The 16,945-nt window shown below is 64.8% G+C and carries 17 protein-coding genes; 7 read left to right on the top strand and 10 right to left on the bottom strand.

Translation table 11 applies throughout. The features are described 5' to 3' along the window. Positions 1-16: 16 nt before the first annotated feature. The 4 genes from ACRYLT_RS17400 to ACRYLT_RS17385 are packed head-to-tail and all read right to left on the bottom strand — an operon-like array spanning position 17 to position 2,441. Complete coding sequence (locus ACRYLT_RS17400) at positions 17-565, bottom strand: MotE family protein (protein WP_482665344.1); 549 nt, start codon at positions 563-565, stop codon at positions 17-19. Next, positions 562-930: a DUF6468 domain-containing protein gene (locus tag ACRYLT_RS17395; protein ID WP_482665343.1), complete on the bottom strand. Its 369-nt coding sequence runs from the start codon at positions 928-930 to the stop codon at positions 562-564. Before ACRYLT_RS17395 ends, ACRYLT_RS17400 begins: the two co-directional genes overlap by 4 nt. Before the next feature lie 3 nt (positions 931-933). Then, positions 934-1,938 carry a flagellar motor switch protein FliM gene (gene fliM, locus ACRYLT_RS17390; protein ID WP_482665342.1) on the bottom strand — a complete coding sequence of 335 codons (1,005 nt, stop codon included), beginning with the start codon at positions 1,936-1,938 and terminating at the stop codon, positions 934-936. Then, positions 1,935-2,441 carry a flagellar basal body-associated FliL family protein gene (locus ACRYLT_RS17385; protein ID WP_482665341.1) on the bottom strand — a complete coding sequence of 169 codons (507 nt, stop codon included), beginning with the start codon at positions 2,439-2,441 and terminating at the stop codon, positions 1,935-1,937. The genes fliM and ACRYLT_RS17385 overlap by 4 nt, the downstream gene beginning before the upstream one ends. Before the next feature lie 136 nt (positions 2,442-2,577). On the opposite strand from ACRYLT_RS17385, the gene ACRYLT_RS17380 reads away from it, so the two are divergent. The 4 genes from ACRYLT_RS17380 to flgH all read left to right on the top strand — a co-directional run bounded on the left by ACRYLT_RS17380 (position 2,578) and on the right by flgH (position 5,442). Continuing rightward, entirely contained in the window at positions 2,578-3,321 is a 744-nt protein-coding gene (locus ACRYLT_RS17380; protein ID WP_482665340.1) for a flagellar hook-basal body complex protein, read from the top strand. Positions 3,322-3,352: 31 nt separating this feature from the next. Further along, positions 3,353-4,138, top strand: a complete 786-nt coding sequence (gene flgG / locus ACRYLT_RS17375) for a flagellar basal-body rod protein FlgG (RefSeq protein WP_482665339.1) — start codon at positions 3,353-3,355, stop codon at positions 4,136-4,138. Between the two features lie 4 nt (positions 4,139-4,142). After that, positions 4,143-4,577 (top strand): flagellar basal body P-ring formation chaperone FlgA, encoded by a 435-nt coding sequence (gene flgA / locus ACRYLT_RS17370; RefSeq protein ID WP_482665338.1) that lies wholly within the window; start codon positions 4,143-4,145, stop codon positions 4,575-4,577. Positions 4,578-4,677: 100 nt separating this feature from the next. Continuing rightward, on the top strand, positions 4,678-5,442 hold the full coding sequence (gene flgH, locus ACRYLT_RS17365) for a flagellar basal body L-ring protein FlgH (protein ID WP_482665337.1): 765 nt from the start codon (positions 4,678-4,680) through the stop codon (positions 5,440-5,442). Positions 5,443-5,833: 391 nt separating this feature from the next. Here flgH and ACRYLT_RS17360 read toward each other — a convergent pair whose 3' ends face one another. Continuing rightward, positions 5,834-8,254, bottom strand: a complete 2,421-nt coding sequence (locus ACRYLT_RS17360) for an HAD family hydrolase (RefSeq protein WP_482665336.1) — start codon at positions 8,252-8,254, stop codon at positions 5,834-5,836. Between the two features lie 312 nt (positions 8,255-8,566). Here ACRYLT_RS17360 and ACRYLT_RS17355 point away from each other — a divergent pair, with 312 nt between their 5' ends. The 3 genes from ACRYLT_RS17355 to ACRYLT_RS17345 all read left to right on the top strand — a co-directional run bounded on the left by ACRYLT_RS17355 (position 8,567) and on the right by ACRYLT_RS17345 (position 10,356). Next, positions 8,567-9,385 carry a flagellin gene (locus tag ACRYLT_RS17355; RefSeq protein ID WP_482665335.1) on the top strand — a complete coding sequence of 273 codons (819 nt, stop codon included), beginning with the start codon at positions 8,567-8,569 and terminating at the stop codon, positions 9,383-9,385. Positions 9,386-9,567: 182 nt separating this feature from the next. Then, positions 9,568-9,969 carry a hypothetical protein gene (locus tag ACRYLT_RS17350; RefSeq protein ID WP_482665334.1) on the top strand — a complete coding sequence of 134 codons (402 nt, stop codon included), beginning with the start codon at positions 9,568-9,570 and terminating at the stop codon, positions 9,967-9,969. Positions 9,970-10,071: 102 nt separating this feature from the next. Continuing rightward, positions 10,072-10,356 carry a hypothetical protein gene (locus ACRYLT_RS17345; protein WP_482665333.1) on the top strand — a complete coding sequence of 95 codons (285 nt, stop codon included), beginning with the start codon at positions 10,072-10,074 and terminating at the stop codon, positions 10,354-10,356. Positions 10,357-10,644: 288 nt separating this feature from the next. Here ACRYLT_RS17345 and ACRYLT_RS17340 read toward each other — a convergent pair whose 3' ends face one another. The 5 genes from ACRYLT_RS17340 to fliN all read right to left on the bottom strand — a co-directional run bounded on the left by ACRYLT_RS17340 (position 10,645) and on the right by fliN (position 16,945). Beyond that, a complete protein-coding gene (locus ACRYLT_RS17340; protein ID WP_482665332.1) occupies positions 10,645-11,325 on the bottom strand; it encodes a flagellar hook assembly protein FlgD in 681 nt (226 codons plus the stop codon). Between the two features lie 10 nt (positions 11,326-11,335). Then, positions 11,336-11,791: a flagellar hook-length control protein FliK gene (locus ACRYLT_RS17335; protein ID WP_482665331.1), complete on the bottom strand. Its 456-nt coding sequence runs from the start codon at positions 11,789-11,791 to the stop codon at positions 11,336-11,338. Between the two features lie 1,330 nt (positions 11,792-13,121). After that, positions 13,122-15,203, bottom strand: coding sequence for a flagellar biosynthesis protein FlhA (flhA, locus tag ACRYLT_RS17330; protein WP_482665330.1), 2,082 nt, complete (start codon positions 15,201-15,203; stop codon positions 13,122-13,124). A gap of 15 nt (positions 15,204-15,218) precedes the next feature. Continuing rightward, positions 15,219-16,565: a sigma-54-dependent transcriptional regulator gene (locus ACRYLT_RS17325; protein WP_482665329.1), complete on the bottom strand. Its 1,347-nt coding sequence runs from the start codon at positions 16,563-16,565 to the stop codon at positions 15,219-15,221. Continuing rightward, complete coding sequence (gene fliN, locus ACRYLT_RS17320; RefSeq protein ID WP_482665328.1) at positions 16,565-16,945, bottom strand: flagellar motor switch protein FliN; 381 nt, start codon at positions 16,943-16,945, stop codon at positions 16,565-16,567. Before fliN ends, ACRYLT_RS17325 begins: the two co-directional genes overlap by 1 nt.

The raw sequence follows: 16,945 nt of genomic DNA, 5'->3' as shown, positions 1-16,945 counted from the left end.
CGATGCTTCCCCTAGGCTAGCGTCGCGTCGGCTGAGGGCGAGGAGCCGCAGCTCGCGCAGGTTCGGCGGAGCTCCGTCGGGCCATGGCCATGGTAAGCGCTGCGGCGCCCTGGGGCGACATGTTGGCAAGGATGAGCGCCGTGGAGCGCTCGCGCATTCGCTCCGCCACCTCGACCTGAACATCCATTTCAAGCTGTTCGAACACGATCGCGGCTCGGTTTGGCCGCATCGCCTGATAGATGCGAGCGAGCTCGGCGAAACGTTCCTCCTCGGGCGATGGGGAACGCTGCTCGGCTGGAGCGCCGGCTTGCGCAGCCGCCGCAGCGGCGGCGCCGCCGGTTGCGAGCCGCTGCTCGGCCGCTCGCGCTGCCTGCTCGCGAAGTTGGAGCGCCCGGTTGCGGCGCGCCAGTTCCTGGTCGCGTGCGGTCATGTCCTGCTTGATCGACGCGCCGAGGCGAGTCTCCGGCGCCTTCGCCGAACGATCGGCGGCGCTGACGCCATTGGCCAGTACCCCCACTCCCGCGGTGGCCGCCAACAGCATCAACAGGGGAGGGCGAAACCTCATGCTGCCGCTCGCTCAAGTTCGAGCACATCGTCCTGCTCGTCGGCGGCGCCGCCTGCGCTTCCCGCGCTCTCAAGCAGCCGATCGGCGGTCGCGTTGGCGATCCCGACCATCACGGTCAGTTCGTCACGGATCGATTCGGCCGAAGCGAGCGCTCGGGCGGTGGACGCGGCATCGGTGCGCAAGGTCTCCTTGAGCTCCGAAAGAACGATCCGCGCCTGAGATGCGGCAGTGTCGAGAGCCTGGACCATCTGCGGCAGCGACGCCCCTTTCACGGCCTCAAGGCTGCGCATCATCCGAACGCTCTGGACGAGCACCGCGAGGCAGAAGATGGTGGTGATGATATTGATGAACGTGGCGAAACCCATGGCTCAGTCCTTCGCGATGTCGGTGAGAAGTCGGATGGCGACATTCTGGTTGCGCTGTCCCAGCAAAGCGCGGCCGAGGCGAACGCCGCTCGAGTGGATTTCGAGCGGATCGTCGGCATGCTTGTTGAGCGGGAGAGTCTGACCGACCTGGAGCGATTGTACGTCACGAAGTCGAAGGACGCGCTCGGCCAGAACCGCGTCGAGCTGGATCTCGGTCTTGCGGATCTCGGCGCCCATATGGACCTCCCACAGCGAGTCGCGACCCATTTTCTCCCCCATGAAGCGCTGGAGCAGCTTCTCGCGCACGGGCTCCAGCGTGGCATAGGGCAGAAGCACGCTGAAGCGACCGCCACGTTCCTCCATGTCCACTCGGAAGGTCGCAACCGCCGTGACGTTGCTGGGGCTGGCGATGGCGGCGAAGCGCGGGCTCGTCTCGATCCGTTCGAGAGTCATCGTGACAGGGGCGATCGGCTCGAAGGCAGCGGCGAGGTCGGAAAGCGCCAGATCGATCATCCGGGACACAAGGCTCGTCTCGATCGTGGTAAAGCCGCGGCCGTCGATCTTGACCGGACCACTGCTGCCTCGACCTCCGAGCAGCGCGTCCACGACGGAGTATATCAGGGAGGACTCGACAGCGACGATTCCGTAATTCTCCCATTCCTCAACCCTGAACACCCCGAACATCGCCGGCAGCGCGACGCGGTTCATGAATTCGCCGAAGCGAACCGAGCTGGTCGCTTCGAGGCTGACGTCGATGGCGTCGGATGTCATGTTGCGCATGTTGGTCGCAAAGGTGCGGATGACGCGATCGCACACCACCTCGAGCATCGGCAGGCGCTCGTGATTGATCACATCGGACTCGATGACCGCGCGAAGTCCGCTCTTTTGTGGAATGGGCGCGGCAACATCACCGAAGAGCGCATCGATGTCCGCTTGATCGAGCGCGTGGTCGTCGCCGAGCGCCATCGGCTGCGGGTCGGGAAGGTCGAACTCCTCGAAATCGCTCATTGCTGCACAAGATCCTGGATGAGAACGTCGGTAACCGAACCCGCGCCGACGGCGGCATTGGCGCGAACGAGCATTTCCTCCTTCAGGCGAAAGGCAGCGGCGGAACCGGCGAGATCCTCGGGCCTGAGCTCGCGCAGGAAGGGCTGGTAGGAATCGATGATCAGCGGCAGCTTTCGAGTAATTTCCTCTACCTGCGACTCCGACGACGGCACCAGCATCAGGTGCACTCGCAGGTAGCGCGGCGCTCCGTCGGGCGCTCGAAGATTGACGGTCAATGGCGGCATGTCGACGAACGTACTCACGTCTTCCACATTCAGCTCGGCCGTGCCTTCGCCACCGTCCCCACCCAGCAGGGCGTAGCCGGCGGCCCCACCGCCTCCGAGCAGGACAAGCGCCGCAATGGCGCCGATGATCGGCTTCTTTCGCGACCGCTTCGGCGGGGGAGGAAGTATTGTCACCTCCTGCACGCTCTCGTCGGCTTCATCCTCTTGTTCGCTGGCCACTTCCGTTCCTTTCGCCGGCAATCTTGCCGAAATCGCCGCGATCGCGCCGGCCACTCCGATTTCCTCCTATTATAGAGGGGACACCGGCAAATTCTGCCTAGTGCGGAAGTTTCCAGGATTTTTTCCGGAGTGAAGAATGGACATCTCTTCCTACGTGCTGCTCAGCCACGAACAGGCGTTGCGCCGCCGGCTTGATGTGGTCGCCAACAACATGGCGAATTCCAGCACGGTCGGCTTTCGGCGCGAGCGACCCGTGTTTCACGAATATGTGGAGCGCGGTCGCGAGGGAATGACCGACGCTGCGCGCAATGTCTCCTTCGTGCTCGACTATGGCGCCGTTCACGACACCACTCCGGGTGCGTTCCAATCCACGGGCAATCCGCTGGACGTGATGATTGACGGTCCGGGCTTTCTCTCCGTGCAGGCCCCTGAGGGTGGTGAAGCCTATACCCGTGCGGGACTGCTCCGAGTGCTCGAAAGTGGCGAACTCGGAACGGCGGCGGGCCAGCGCGTGCTTGGCGAAGGCGGACAGCCGATCGCCATTCCGGCCGACCAGGTCGGGCAAGTCCGAGTCACGCAGGACGGCACAGTGATGGGGGGCCAAGGTCCGCTTGGCCGGCTCACTATCACGGTGTTCGACAACGCGGCGTCCGTCTCGCCCCGCGGCGACGGACTTCTTACCGGCGAGGGAGGACGGCAGCTTGGCGCGGCGGAAACCCGCCTGCGCAGCGGCGGAGTTGAAGCGTCGAACGTCCAGCCGATCATCGAGACCACGGCAATGGTCGAAATCCTTCGTTCCTACCAGACCAGCCAGCGAATGGCGGATGGAATCAACGACATGCGCAAGCGCGCAATCGAGCGGCTCGGCCGCGTCGACTGACCTTCCAACCTTTCGAACCGAGGAAGCCCATATGCGATCACTGTCCATTGCCGGCACCGGGATGCTCGCACAGCAGACCAACGTCGACGTCATTTCCAACAATATCGCGAACATGAACACGACCGCCTACAAAAGGCAGCGTGCCGAGTTTCAGGACCTGCTTTACCAGCAGGTCGCGCGCGCCGGTGCCCAGACCGGTGGCGCCGAGGCAATAGCGCCGTCTGGCATTCAGATCGGCGCGGGCGTGCGTACCGGCGGCGTTTACCGCATCGGCACTCAGGGCGCCCTGACCCAGACCGATAACCGGTACGACGTCGCGATCGAAGGCCAGGGCTATTTCCAGGTCACTATGCCCAATGGCGAGACCGCCTATACTCGCGCCGGCTCGTTCCAGGTTTCCGATCAAGGAGAGCTGGTCACCGCCGACGGTTATCCGGTGCAGCCGGGAATCGCCGTTCCGCAGGAGGCAACCGACGTCGTCATCGCCCGCAACGGGACGGTCCAAGTGAAAGTGGCCGGCGATGCCGCGCTCCAGGATGTCGGCCAGCTCCAGCTCGCCACCTTCATGAACGAAGCCGGTCTCGAGGCGATGGGCGGCAACCTGTTCCTTCAAACCGCCGCCTCGGGCGAACCGAATGTGGCCGCCCCGGGCGAGGCGGGCTTTGGGTCTCTCCGCCAGGGCTTCCTCGAGGCATCGAACGTCAATCCGGTGTCGGAAATCACGGCGCTGATTACCGCGCAGCGTGCCTATGAGATGAACAGTCGCGTCGTGAAGACGGTCGACGAGATGCTCGGCACCACCAGCCAGCTTCGGTGACGCGATGATCTCGCTCTTTGTTCTGCCGCTCGCCGTCGGGCTGCAAGCTGCAGCGCCGACGGCCGTCGAGACGCCGGTGCTCGTACGCACGATCGAACGCGGCGAGTTGCTTGCCGCAAGCGACTTCGCCGTCGAAGGAAGGACAGCTTCCCAGGCTCGTGGAACGCTGTCGATCGAGGCCGCTGCCGGAATGGAGGCCAATCGCCGGCTAGCCGCAGGCAACGTCGTTCGACAAGCTGACGTGACGACGCCTCGGCTCGTGCGGCGCGGCGAGCCGGTGACCATTTACGTACGCTCCGGCGCCCTCACCATTACCGCCTCCGGCCGCGCCCTTGGCAGCGGCGGCGCAGGAGAGACGGTCCGAGTTGTCGCCTCCACAAACCGCACCCTCGACGGCATCGTCGAAGGCGCCGGCGCCGTTCGAGTCACCGCGCCCTGACAGTTTCTCGGGCACTGGCGGCCTCGTCCGGCCGGTGCCGACACAGTGCCAACCCCCCGGCGCGCACTGAGCGCGCATCAGCTGCCTTCTGGAGCCTTCGATGAAGAAGCAAATGATGATCCTGATGATGGTCGCTCCCGTGCTTTCGGGATGCGGAGCCGCCGGTCGACTGAGCAATGTCGGCCGGGCACCACGACTCTCGCCCCAGGAAGCCGTGGCGGCGCCATACAGGGAGGGTTCGATTGCCCGCCCCGACCTTGTCGAGACCATCCATGAGGCGCCGGTCGCCGCCCCGCCGTCGGCGCCCTCGGCGTCGCTGTTCCGATCGGGGGCCGGTGCGCTGTTCCGCGATCAGCGAGCCTCGCAGCAAGGTGACATCGTGACCATCCGGATCAACGTCGCCGACCGAGCCTCAGTCGACAACAGCACGTCGCGCGAGCGCACCGGGTCGGAAAATGCCGGCCTCGCATCCTTGTTCGGCCTCGAAAACCCGCTTCGACGGGTCCTCCCCGGCGAAGCGGACACGGGCAGTCTCGTCGACGCCAGCTCGAGGTCCCGATCGAGTGGCACGGGCACGACGGAGCGAAGCGAGACGATCAACCTGACCATGGCCGCTGTCGTGACCAACGTCCTGCCCAACGGCAATCTCGTCATCCGAGGCCGTCAGGAGATGCGCGTCAATTTCGAGCTTCGCGAACTGATCGTCACCGGAATCATCCGGCCGCAGGACATTGCTCGTGACAACAGCGTCCGCCACTCGCAGATCGCCGAGGCGCGGATCAGCTATGGCGGTCGCGGCCAGCTGACGGACGTCCAGCAAGCGCGTTGGGCGCAGCAGATCTATGATGCGCTCTTCCCGTTCTGACAGCGATCGGATCTGGGAGGGTTTCCGGTAGCGCGAGCGCCGGATCACCGGGTGCATCTTTCCCGGTTCCGAGCGGGCGCGGTAACTGTCCTGAAAGCCGGTGCCATCGGGGCCTTGGGCCGTTCCTTGTTCAGGCGCCGGTTTCTTGTTCAGGCCTGTAGCGCCTCAGGCCGCCTCCGCTCTCCGCCTGACCAGGGGAGACGATATGATCCTTCGCACGACTGCGAGGTTGCAAGCGGGAGCCGCGGCGGCGGACCGGGCTGATCGATGGAAATGGCGAGCAGCGGCTTGGCCGCTTCCATGCCCGGCCCGGGCAAGCAAAAACGCCTAAGGTCCCGCCATCGAGGAAGCGGTGAATGAATCGCCGTGGCGGGAATCGTCCCGTCTCTGTTCAGGCGATACCCGTCTCGGGCGTGGTGCTGGAGCGGTCGATCATCGGCGCAGCCGCTGGCTGTCGCTCGGCGACCGGTCGGAAAACAACCGTCAGCATCATCGGTTCGCGCCGGGAAAGTGCAGGCGGCGGCACCATCATGAAAGCGGCCTCGTCTTCGCAGCGCATCAGGTGTGGTGCAACCTGTTCCATGCCTTCCAGCGAAGGGAGCGCGTCGACGGGCTCGCCCAGATGAGCGGCCTTTTCGCTTAAGAAGGCTTTGACGGGAATGAACTGTGCCGACTCCACCTGGACCCATTCGTAGAGGCGCCCGAACTGGACGCCGACCGCGAAGCGGCCGTCGGCGATAGGAATAGCCGCCATGAAATAGCCGTCATGAGTGGCGTGTGCCTGAACCTTGTCCGCGAACATGTCATTCCCGTCGGCGACGATGACTGGCAGCTCGATGGTGCGGTCGCAGAAATCGGCATATTTGAGGTCGAACCCGAACCGATGCTGTGTCAGGAGCGTCAGGCTGGTCGGAAGACCGTGGCCCCGGAGCTCGGCGGGAAGATACATTCGCTCGGCGCCCTTCATGTAGAACAGCCCGCGGCGCTTGAGCCCCTTGGCCGCGACGTCGGTGTCGAACAGCTTCACGGTTCCGGCACTGCCCAGGTTCACGTCATGCTCGAAGCTCGCGAGCACCTCGAGCTCGTAGGCAAGAGGAAGAAACATGAGCCTGGCCAGCGTCGCAGCGGCCGAGTGGCGGCGAGTGTCCGGTCGATCCGAGCGGGGCGCACGAACGAAGGCGGATTCGCGCTCGCGCGCGAAGCGGACGCATCCCCGCTGAACGTTGTCGCGGACAGCGCTTTGCCGGGCCTTTATGCTGTTTCCGTTCCGGAGCGCCCGTCCATCCGCGTCATAGTCGACGACCGATCCCTGCGGGGCGGTGCAGAGCTGCTCGATGACCGCCACGTTGGCGCACAGGGCCTCCAGGGTGCTCGATCCGTAATGGCGCCCGTCGATCAGCCCCTTCTTGTCGCACCGGCTGATCCTCTGCTCCCGGAGCAGAAGATAGCGTCCTGCCACTTCGACGCCGAGCTCGAGGCGAAGGAGCGGCTCCACCTGGTCCTGGACGGTGCCATTATAGCCGAGATCGACCAGCATCAGCGTGTCGCCGGGGGTCGGCGCCACCTCCCGGGTGACATGCTTGACCAGCCGATCGGCGAAGGCGCGTGAGCGGCTTAGGATCTTGCGCATCGTGGCCGGCGCACGGATCGCGGCGGCAAATCCGGCAGTGCGGCCCTGCGACCGGCGCAGGATCGACGCGACCTCCGATTCCGAAAGGAGCAACTGGCGGCCGATTTCCTGCGGGGGCGTGCATTCGAGCTCGACCTCGAGATGCTCGTTGACTGCCGCTTCGTCGACGAAATTCGCCGCAATTGCGGTGAAGCGGCTTACTTCGATCGCAGTGGTGGAGAGGCCGGTTCCGAGGGCTTCGAAGACGCGCTGAGGGAGATAGCCGTCCCGCATCAGAAATAGCAGATGAGTCCTCGATCCCGTGCTGGACAAGGCCGCCGCTTCGTCGGCGATCCACCGCGCGAAGGCATGGAGCACCGGGCCGAGAGCGGTATAGCCCAGCCGTTCCGACGGGTCGCGCAAGGTAGGGACACCGTGGGCAAGGGCCGCCCGATGCGGCTGGTAGCTCGGGATGGCGTTTGGGCCGGCCGTGTTGACGATTGCGCCGGCCGCGGCCTCGAGCCGAAGTCGCTGCTGCTCCTCTTCACTGAACTGGAGCAGGTGGAGCGCATTGATGCCGAGCGCCTGAGCGGGCTCAAAGTCGGCGCCCTTATTGTCCCCGATATGAAGGATGCGCCCGGGCGCGAGTCCGGTCTTGCGAAGTACATGTCTGAAGAGGCCCTCGCTCTTCGAGACGCCGAACTCGGAAGAGCAGAAGACATCGTCGATCAGGGCGGCGACGTCATCCCCGGCAGCAGCGCAGATGAGCTCCGTCAGCTGCGCGCGGTTCAGATAGGTGTCGCTGACGATCGCGATCCGGAGCCCCGCCTTCCTCGCCGAGCGCATCAGTGCAACCGTCGGCGCAAAGCCGTAGCAATGCCGGGCTTCCGCCTCCAGCTCGACCGCGACGGCGCGCGCGCGTGCCTCCTCATCGTGCGCAGGCAGCAGGGCCGCGTAGATCTCCTCGATCGTCGTTTCGTTGCGTCCATCCCGAAGCGTGGCGCGGCTTCGCGCTCGGCTTTCCGCCCACCTGCGCTGCTGGGGCGTGGCTCTGCTCTCTCCAAGGTCGGCGAAGACGTCGATCGGGACGTGCACGTTCCTCCAAAGCAGCGTGTCGAAGCAGTCGAGCGAAAGCATGGCGAGGCCCGCCGGCGCATCGTCGAGGGCATGGGGGAGCTGGTGCGGAAGGATGGACGTCTTCATTGTGGGTCGGCCTCGCTGGCAGGCGCGGATCGCGCGGACTCTCGGTCATTATAGGATATTGAGGAACGTCGGGGCGACGGCTGGAGGATTTCGGTGGAAGCTCGTCCGCGAAGGCGAAGTCAGATGTCCAGCTTTCCTGCCGTCCTTCAAGGTTAATGCCGAAGCAACCGCAAAAAAATGCGTCGAGGGCCGGCTGAGTGGCAGCCCCTATTCCTAGAATGAGAATGCGGTCAGCAAATACGCCTGACCGTCGCGGCCAGCGAATCTGGCCCAAGCCGCAGAAGCGGCTTCGACCACAGAAGGAAAAACGTAATGGCATATTCCGTCAACACCAATGTCGGCGCGATGGCGGCTCTCCAGAGCCTCAACGCGACTAATCGGGGCCTCAGCACCGTTCAGAGCCGAATCAACACCGGCCTGTCGGTCGCCTCGACCAAGGACGATTCCGCGTCCTTCACCATCGCCCAGACGCTTCGCGGCGACATGGGCGGCCTGAAGGCCGTCACCTCCTCGCTCAACCGCGCCAACAGCACGGTCGACGTGGCAGTGGCGGGTGCGGAGCAGATCTCCGACATCGTGAACCAGATGAAGTCCAAGGCTCTCGAAGCGTCGGATGCCGGCCTCGATTCCGCCAGCCGCACCGCGATTGCCAAGGATTTCGATGCGCTCAAGGAGCAGATCACCACGATCATCAACTCCTCCGAGTTCAACGGTACCAACCTGCTGAAGGCCAGCGGCGGCAACGTTGCGGCGCTTCAGTCGACCGACACGACGGCCGCCACGCTAAACGTTGCCAACCAGGACTTCACTGCCATCGTGACGGCGATCGGCACGACGTTCACTGACGCGGCGACCGCCAAGACGATGGTCAACACGTTGGATACTCAGGCAACCGCCATCGGCACCAAGCTCAGCACGCTGGGCTCGGCGGCGCGGAAGATCGACGGGCAGATCAGCTTCACCAGCAAGCTGTCCGACGTGATCGAGAGCGGCATCGGCAATCTCGTCGACGCCGACTTGGCCAAGGAATCGGCCAATCTTCAGGCACTGCAGGTCAAGCAGCAGCTCGGCCTCCAGGCTCTGTCGATTGCCAACCAGGCGCCGCAGTCGATCATGGGGCTGTTCCGCTAGTCGCGGAGCGAAGCGTCATGACCGATCAGGTCTGACTGGGCCGGGATGGCGACATCCCGGCCCTTTTCATTCTGATCTCCAGGGGCGTCGCTCCCACTCAGGGGAAACTCGAGGAAAGTCCGGAGTGATCCGCTCCGGCGAGCAACGCGCCTATAATGTCTTCAGGACTTGAGCGAGGTTTTGTGTTCCGGAGGATCCGCGAGATCGTCGACCCGCAGGGCGGGCGGCTGCGAATAAGCTTTGACGTGATCGGCGGCCGGGCGGTGACGGTGATCGGGCTGTCAGCCTCGGCGGAAGCTCCGCGGGTGATGCTCGACAGCTACGGCACCGAGTTGCTGGGTGGCTACATCATGTCGGCGCGCCTGGCGCTTCCCGAGGGGCTGCCGGAGGAGGTGGTCGCGGGTGGATTTGCCTCCCGGTTTGAATTGGTGATCGAGCCTCGGGCGACGATCCGAGTCAGCCAGGAGGGCAGCGGGTCCCTGGAAATACCCGAGGCATTCTGGGACAAGCTCTACGCCGAGCTGTGCATGGTCTGCGCGCATGCGCGCGAACTCGGGCGGCACGGCAGCCCAAGCCTCCACTGACCACCTGCGCATAAATACCGTACGGGAAATTCCTTAGTGGCCGCTGGCTGGCCTCTCGAGGCAAGTGCGAGCGGCAGGCACATCAGGCGATAGGACTGGCAAATGGATCCGCGCGAATTCGATCACAAAAGCGGCAGTTCGCGAAGCCGGGAAGTCGCTGAGCAGATCCGAGTGGCACTCACCTTTTCGATCAGCGACCGTGAGAAGCTCTGGGATGCGGCGGCCAAGCGCGGCCTTGGCTCGCCCGGGATGCAGCTGGAGGACATTGTCGACGTCATCGGGCCCCGCGAGGATCCGGCGATCGCCGAATGCCTTGCCTTGCTCGTTCAGCCGGTGGCAAGTCCCGGCTGTGTTCTCGAGCAGTTCGAAGTGGCTTCGGCACGCTGATTTCCAAGTTCCGAAACTGCAGCCACCTCAATGAGTCGAGGCGCTGCTTGCGGTAGACCGTCGTTCGGCTCACGGCGCCGACAAGACTGTCGCCTGACTTTGCTCATCTGAGTGGTGCGAGGCTCGACGCCTGGAAAAACGGCAGGCCGGAGGGAGGTCCGACCTGCCGTTCATGTCGCGGTTCCTCCGGAGGGGAAGTAAGGGGGGTACCCAACCGGCGGAAAGCGCAGCATTCAAGTTTCTTATAGATTGAGGCGAGCCCCGAGCGGAGCTGCGGCTTGGAAAAATTTACGAACCCGAGGAGACCGCCGAAACCCGGATCAGGCTCGACGCGGGTATCGAAGCACCATTCACGCCGAGCGTCAGATTGCCGGCTTCGGCGGTGACGCTGTCAACGATCCCGACGCTGCGGATAGTCACGGGGGTCGATGCGCCGCTGGCGTCGGTCGCTCGCACGTTGAGAACATAGTCCCCCGCGGGAGCCGTTCCTCCTGACGTTAGGCTGCCGTCCCAGACGAAGCGCCCTTCACGCAGCGAGGGATCCAGCATCCGGGTCGCCACCGTTCGACCCGAGGCGTCGAGGATAGTCGCCTCGAGCGAGGCGACGTCACGTGGAACAGTCCAGGTCCATTGCGCGGGTGCCTGGCCGAGGCCCGAGGTCGTCGTTTCGAACTGGGCCTCGCGGCCGATGAAGCCGGAAGCCTGCGCCATGTCCTGTGCCGAAAGCCGAGAAAGAATGTCGCGAAGGACCCCGGTCTGCTGGATCGACTGCTCGACCTGCGAATATTGAACCAGCTGCTGAGTATATTCCGACGTGTCCATCGGATCGAGTGGGTCTTGGTTCTGCATCTGCGTCGTCAGCAGCTTCAGAAACATGTCGAAATCGCCACTCGAAGCAGCGAGCAGGCCGCCGGAAGCGTTCTGCGTCCCCGGCAGGTTCGCAGCCCCGGTCACGGTGTTGACGGTCATTTCATTCTCCTCAGGCCATCAGGTCCACGCGCCGGTTGGCGCGAGCGGGTAATTCATTCGGTTCGTTGTCGGCGGGCTCCGGCAAGTCCGTGCGGTTTCGTCCTGAGCGATCCTGGCCTTGGTAGCGCTGCCACGCGGATGCACTGTCGCTGCCACCGCCACCGCCCCGCTCGAAGCGGAAGCTTTCGCCATCCGTCTTGACCCCGGCCTGATCGAGCGCTCGGCCAAGATCTCCAATTTCCTGCCGCAGGGCCTCGAGCGCAGCCGGCGCATCCGCAGCGACGATCGCGCGGAGGTTGCCCTGTTCGTTCACGGTCATACGGATATGGATCCGGCCGAGCTCGGCCGGATCCAGCCGAACGACGAGCTCCTCCGCACCAGCCGAGACGCGACGAGCAATCTCAATGCCCATGTCGCGCCCCATTCTGCCGGGGCGGGCTGCCACGAAGGGCTGCGGATTCTCCATTGGCGCCGCCTGGGGCGAAACGAGCGAAGCCGTGGGAGTCGCGGGCGCAGACGGGGCGGGGGACCAAGCCGCAACTGGTTGGGGGACGGAGGGGGGCGAGGACGAAGCCGCAGATATCTGAGGGGCAGAGGAGGCAGAGGGGGCAGACGGCGACCGTTCTGCGGCCTGCGCCGTGGGCCGGGCAGACTGCTCCGCTACCTGGACCGGACCCTGAGTCGTCTTCTCGCTCACAGCCCCAGGCCGGAGTGTCTCGAACTGCTCATTGGCCTCGGCGAGATCTCGATCGCTCGTCCTGCCCAATGGCTGCGTGAAGGACTCGGCGGGTTCAGGGGAAGTCCGCTTGGACTCTGCCGGGGCAACCGCTTCTGTCGGCGATTGACCGGCCTTGATCCGGCTTGCCGATCTGTCGAGAACGCGCGGAGATGGGGAGACGGTTGCCGGGGTCGGTTGGGCAACCGGTGCAGGTGACGGTGTGGCGGTCGACTCCTGCAGCGCCGGTTTCGGAGCTGCGACGGCGCCTGGTTCGATCAGGACCCACCCTTGAGGAACAGGAGCCGAAATCTCGGCGGCGCTCGCGAAGACGCTCGGAGGCGCCGGAGCTTCCGCGCTGGGATCGGAATCCGGCACAAGCTCGACCGCTACTTCGCCGACAGTCTTGGAATGGGTCGCGTCGGTGGTCTTGGCCTGTATCGCCGAGAGCGGGTCCTTCGACCCAAGGCTTGCCGGTTCGACAGGCATGACCGTCGTCCCCGGGGGCGTGGCCAATTCCGACACCTGGTCCAGCGGAGCCCCGGCGACCTCAGCGCCCCTCCTGGGCGGACCAAGGACCGATCTGTTCGCAGGGGCCTCGGCGGCGGCCGTCGAATGCCTATTCCCGGCAACCGTTCTCTCGACGGCCGGGAACAATTCGACCGGCGGCTGGTCAGTGCCGTCGGCGGGCATTGGCGGCTCCGAAAGCATCGATCGCGGCGCAACGGGCAGAGATGCGGCAATTGGGGCCTGGACGCCAGACGTCATGGGCGATGGAGAGACGGCCGCCGATGGCGAAACTTCGAACAGGCTACTGACCTTGACGTGCATTGCCGCTGACGGGCTTGCAGGAGGCGGGATCTTCCGTGCCTCGCCGGCTCCTAGCTCGGCCGGAACCGCCGATAAGGCGATGGCGAAGAAGCCGCTATTCGTCGCCATTGCCGGTGCTCCGGCGACGGGGAGGTTCGGGCCAGGCAGGCCGGTCGTTACGATGTCCATTCGGACCCCTCGGTGCAGAGGCCTTCGGGCCCCATTCATTATAGGAAGATGATCGGGTCGAAGTCGCCGAGTGCAGGACTTCTCAGCCGATTGACCCGAGAGCGCGGATCCGCGCCCGGCTGTGAACCTCGTTCTGGGAAAGCACCACTGTTGCTGGCCTGACGCGTTCGATGATGGAGCGAACGAATGGCCGAATGGTCGGATTGGTTAGGATGCACGGTATCTCGCCGGCGGCGGCAAGGCGATCGTAGGTCTCGCGGACTGAGCTGATGAAGGCTTGGAGATTGGATGGCGCCATCGCGAGATGACGCTCGTCCCCCTGACCGATCAGGCTCTCGGCGAAAGCCTGATCCCATTCCGGCGAAAGGGTGACGATCGGGATTGAACCGTCGCGCGACTGTTGAGCCGAGATCTGCCGAGCAAGTCGGGCACGAACATGTTCGGTGATCTGGGTCAAGTTGGACGTCAGCGGCACCGCCTCCGCAATGCCCTCGAGAATGGTCGGGACGTCGCGGATGGAAATGCCTTCGCCGAGCAAGTTCTGAAGTACCCGCTGGACTCCTGAGATCGAGATCTTCGACGGGATGATGTCGGCGACGAGCTTCTCAGCTTCCTTGTGCACCTCATTGAGCAGCTTCTGCACCTCCGAATAGGAGAGCATGTCGGCGATATTGTCCTTGACCAGCTCCGTAAGATGAGTCGCGATGATGGTGCCGCAGTCCACAACGGTGAGTCCGCGGAACCCCGCCTCCTCGCGAAGGCCGCGGTCGATCCAGAGGGCAGGCAGGTTGAAGACGGGCTCGCGCGTTTCCTCGCCAGGCAGGCCGACCGGCGCATTGGACGGGTTGATCACCATCAACCGGTCCAGGCGAAGTTCGCCGCGAGCGACCTCGGTTTCCTTGATGTAGACTACATACTGGTTCGCGTGCAGCGCCAGATTGTCGATGATCCGAACGGATGGCAGCAGAAAGCCATAGTCGATCGCCATCTGGCGGCGCAGGGCCCGGACCTGATCGTCCAGCCGAGGTTCGCTGCTTGAGTCGTTGATGACCGGGAGCAGCCCGTAGCCGAGCTCGATCCGGATCGCGTCGAGCGCCACGGTGCGTGCGATCGGCTCCTCCTCCTGTGCGGCCGCGGCCTCAGCGTCGGCCTTGGCCTTGCGATCCTTCGCCGCCTGCTCCTCGGCCTTTCTCGACATCGTCCAGGCGAGCGAGCCGCTCAGCACCGCGAAGACCGCAAAGGGGACGAAAGGAAGCCCCGGCATCAGTGCCAGAGCACCCATCAGAAAGGCGACCATTCCGAACGCCTTCGGATAGCGGCCCAATTGCTGCGTCAGCGCCGCACCGGTCTTGCCGGCGACCCCGCCTTTCGAGACGAGCAGTCCGGCGGCGGTCGAAACAATCAGGGCAGGGATCTGGCTGACAAGCCCGTCACCCACCGTCAGAATAGTGTAGGTGTGGAACGCCTCGCTGACCGCCAGACCGTGGATGACGACCCCGACGACAAGCCCGACGATGATGTTCACGGCGGTGATAAGGAGCCCCGCTATCGCATCGCCCTTCACGAATTTGGAGGCGCCGTCCATCGCGCCGTAGAAGCCACTCTCCGCCTCGATCTCCGTGCGGCGGGCGCGGGCCTGGGCTTCGTCGATCATGCCGGCGGAGAGATCGGCGTCGATCGCCATCTGCTTTCCCGGCATCGAGTCCAGGCTGAACCGGGCAGCGACTTCGGCGATTCGACCAGCGCCCTTGGTGATGACGACAAAGTTGATCACGATCAGAATGGTGAAGATCGTGAGGCCGATTACCGTCTCGCCGCCCATCAGGAACTCGCCGAAGGCGGCAATGACTCCGCCGGCGGCCTCGGGCCCCTCGTGACCATGGCCCAGGATGAGTCGAGTGGAGGCCAGGTTCAAACCGAGGCGCAACATCGTCGCGATGAGCAGGATGGTTGGGAAAGCCGACAAGTCGAGCGGCTTCTCGATGAAGAGGGCGGTCATCAGGATCATGACCGACAAGGTGATAGACAGCGCCAGGCCGAGATCCAGCAGCCAAGCTGGCATAGGCAGAATCAGCATCGCGATGATCGCGATGACTCCGCCGGCGAGGGCGATATCCCGATTGTCGCCGACACGCTGCATCAGCTGGACGAGCTTGGAAGACATCAGGGAAGCTCCGCGTCAGGTTGCCGGTGAAACGGGGATGCCCGCCTCGATGAAGCTTTTGAGCTTGTTGCGCATGGTCCGCACGGAGATGCCAAGAATGGACGATGCGCTCGTCCGGTTGCCGCCACAGCGCTGCAGCGTCTGAAGAATAAGCTCCCGCTCGACGTCAGCCATGCTTCGGCCGACCAAGGCGACGACGTCGGGGCCGTGGGGCGCATCCGCTTTCTCGGGCAACGCCATGGCGGACCCGTCACTGAGTACCAGCGCCTCCGGCTCGATTGTGCCGCCCCTCGAGAGGAGGACAGCGCGATGGACGACATCCTCGAGTTCGCGGATATTGCCTGGCCAGTCGTGATGGCGGAGCCGATCCATGGCCTCGACCGAAAAGGGCCTGACGGCGACTCCGTTTGCCAGTGCAAGACGTTCGGCAAAGGCGTCGGCGAGGAGTTCGATATCGCCGCGACGGTTGCGCAGAGGCGGGAGTTCGATCCTGACCAATCCCAACCGGGCGAGGAGGTCGGCGCGGAAAGCGCCGCGGCCCGCGAGCTTCTCGAGCTCGATGCTGCTGGATGCAATCAGCCGCGCCCGCTTCGGCAGGGGCATGCCCCTGAGGCCAGCCTGGCCTTCGCTCTCCTGAAGATAAGCGGCGAGGCGGGCTTGGGCGACGGGCCCAAGGGCGCCGATCTCGCGAAGCAAGACTGTTCCGTCGGTTGCCGCGGCAAGCCGCCCGACCCGCGCGGCGACGGCGCCGGCGAACGCGCCTTGCTCATGGCCGAACAGCTCCGATTCCACCATTTCGTCGGAGACGCCGGCGCATTCCACTACCAGGAACCGGCCATTGCGGCCGGATCGCTCGTGAAGCATCCGGGCGAAGACTTCCTTCCCGGTTCCTTTCTCGCCTGCGATCAGCACCGGCGCCCCGCTCGAGGCGACGGCACGGCCATAATCGAGGGCGCGAAGGAAGCGAGGATCAGCGCCGATCGGCCGTGAGACGCGCTGGCCGACGGAGAGAATGGCGGCGGCGATCAGCTCGCGCTGGGGCGGTAGCGGCACATAGTCGAAGGCTCCGGCGCGAACCGCTGCGACAGCCCGAGGAGCCGACGCCTCGACGCCGCAGGCCAGCACGGGGACCGCGATCCGCTCCGCCCGCAGCCGGCAGATGAAGTCGGCGACGTCGAGATCAACGTCGATCATCGCCAGATCGCCGCCGTCGCTTCGGAAGGCGGCCAGCGCGCCGGCGACCGCATCGGCCATGACGACCTCGGCGCCGGCTTCACGGGCCATTTCGGCTGCGCGGTGGAACTCGCTTTCGGCTCGGCCGATGAGGACGACCCGGATCGAGGAGGAGGCTAAGGCGGGCATCAATAGTCCTGCTTCACGGTTTCCGTGAGGGTGACGCCCAATGAGCCGTCGATCATGACGAGCTCGCCGCGGGCGATGAGCCGGTCATTGACGAAGACGTCGACCGGCTCTCCCACGCGTCGATCGAGCTCGACCACCGTGCCGGCCCGCATCTGCACCAGCTCGCCTACCGCGACCCGGGCCCCTCCGAGCACGGCCTTCACTCTGACCGGGACATCGTAGACCGCCTCGAACTCCTCGGCAGGAGTCGTGGCAGCCCGGACCGGAAGCTGCGATTCAGCCTGCGGCTCCGGGGCTGCCGAACGGGCGGAAAAATCGTCGAGATCGCTCGCGGACGAGTCGAACGGGGTAGGGATCATTTCCTGAGCTTCGCCGTCCAT

This window comes from Sphingosinicella sp. SM1-17 (assembly GCF_056821765.1).
The sequence above is the reverse complement of the archived record's forward strand: the minus strand, read 5'-3'. Positions and strand labels throughout refer to the sequence as shown.

Bases quoted from the DNA above. Each gene is read 5' to 3' on its own strand.
- ACRYLT_RS17400 (WP_482665344.1), bottom strand. From the start codon at position 565: ATGAGGTTTCGCCCTCCCCTGTTGATGCTGTTGGCGGCCACCGCGGGA.
- ACRYLT_RS17395 (WP_482665343.1), bottom strand. From the start codon at position 930: ATGGGTTTCGCCACGTTCATCAATATCATCACCACCATCTTCTGCCTC.
- fliM (WP_482665342.1), bottom strand. From the start codon at position 1,938: ATGAGCGATTTCGAGGAGTTCGACCTTCCCGACCCGCAGCCGATGGCG.
- ACRYLT_RS17380 (WP_482665340.1), top strand. From the start codon at position 2,578: ATGGACATCTCTTCCTACGTGCTGCTCAGCCACGAACAGGCGTTGCGC.
- flgG (WP_482665339.1), top strand. From the start codon at position 3,353: ATGCGATCACTGTCCATTGCCGGCACCGGGATGCTCGCACAGCAGACC.
- flgA (WP_482665338.1), top strand. From the start codon at position 4,143: ATGATCTCGCTCTTTGTTCTGCCGCTCGCCGTCGGGCTGCAAGCTGCA.
- flgH (WP_482665337.1), top strand. From the start codon at position 4,678: ATGAAGAAGCAAATGATGATCCTGATGATGGTCGCTCCCGTGCTTTCG.
- ACRYLT_RS17360 (WP_482665336.1), bottom strand. From the start codon at position 8,254: ATGAAGACGTCCATCCTTCCGCACCAGCTCCCCCATGCCCTCGACGAT.
- ACRYLT_RS17355 (WP_482665335.1), top strand. From the start codon at position 8,567: ATGGCATATTCCGTCAACACCAATGTCGGCGCGATGGCGGCTCTCCAG.
- ACRYLT_RS17345 (WP_482665333.1), top strand. From the start codon at position 10,072: ATGGATCCGCGCGAATTCGATCACAAAAGCGGCAGTTCGCGAAGCCGG.
- ACRYLT_RS17340 (WP_482665332.1), bottom strand. From the start codon at position 11,325: ATGACCGTCAACACCGTGACCGGGGCTGCGAACCTGCCGGGGACGCAG.
- ACRYLT_RS17335 (WP_482665331.1), bottom strand. From the start codon at position 11,791: ATGGAGAATCCGCAGCCCTTCGTGGCAGCCCGCCCCGGCAGAATGGGG.
- flhA (WP_482665330.1), bottom strand. From the start codon at position 15,203: ATGTCTTCCAAGCTCGTCCAGCTGATGCAGCGTGTCGGCGACAATCGG.
- ACRYLT_RS17325 (WP_482665329.1), bottom strand. From the start codon at position 16,565: ATGCCCGCCTTAGCCTCCTCCTCGATCCGGGTCGTCCTCATCGGCCGA.
- fliN (WP_482665328.1), bottom strand. From the start codon at position 16,945: ATGGACGGCGAAGCTCAGGAAATGATCCCTACCCCGTTCGACTCGTCC.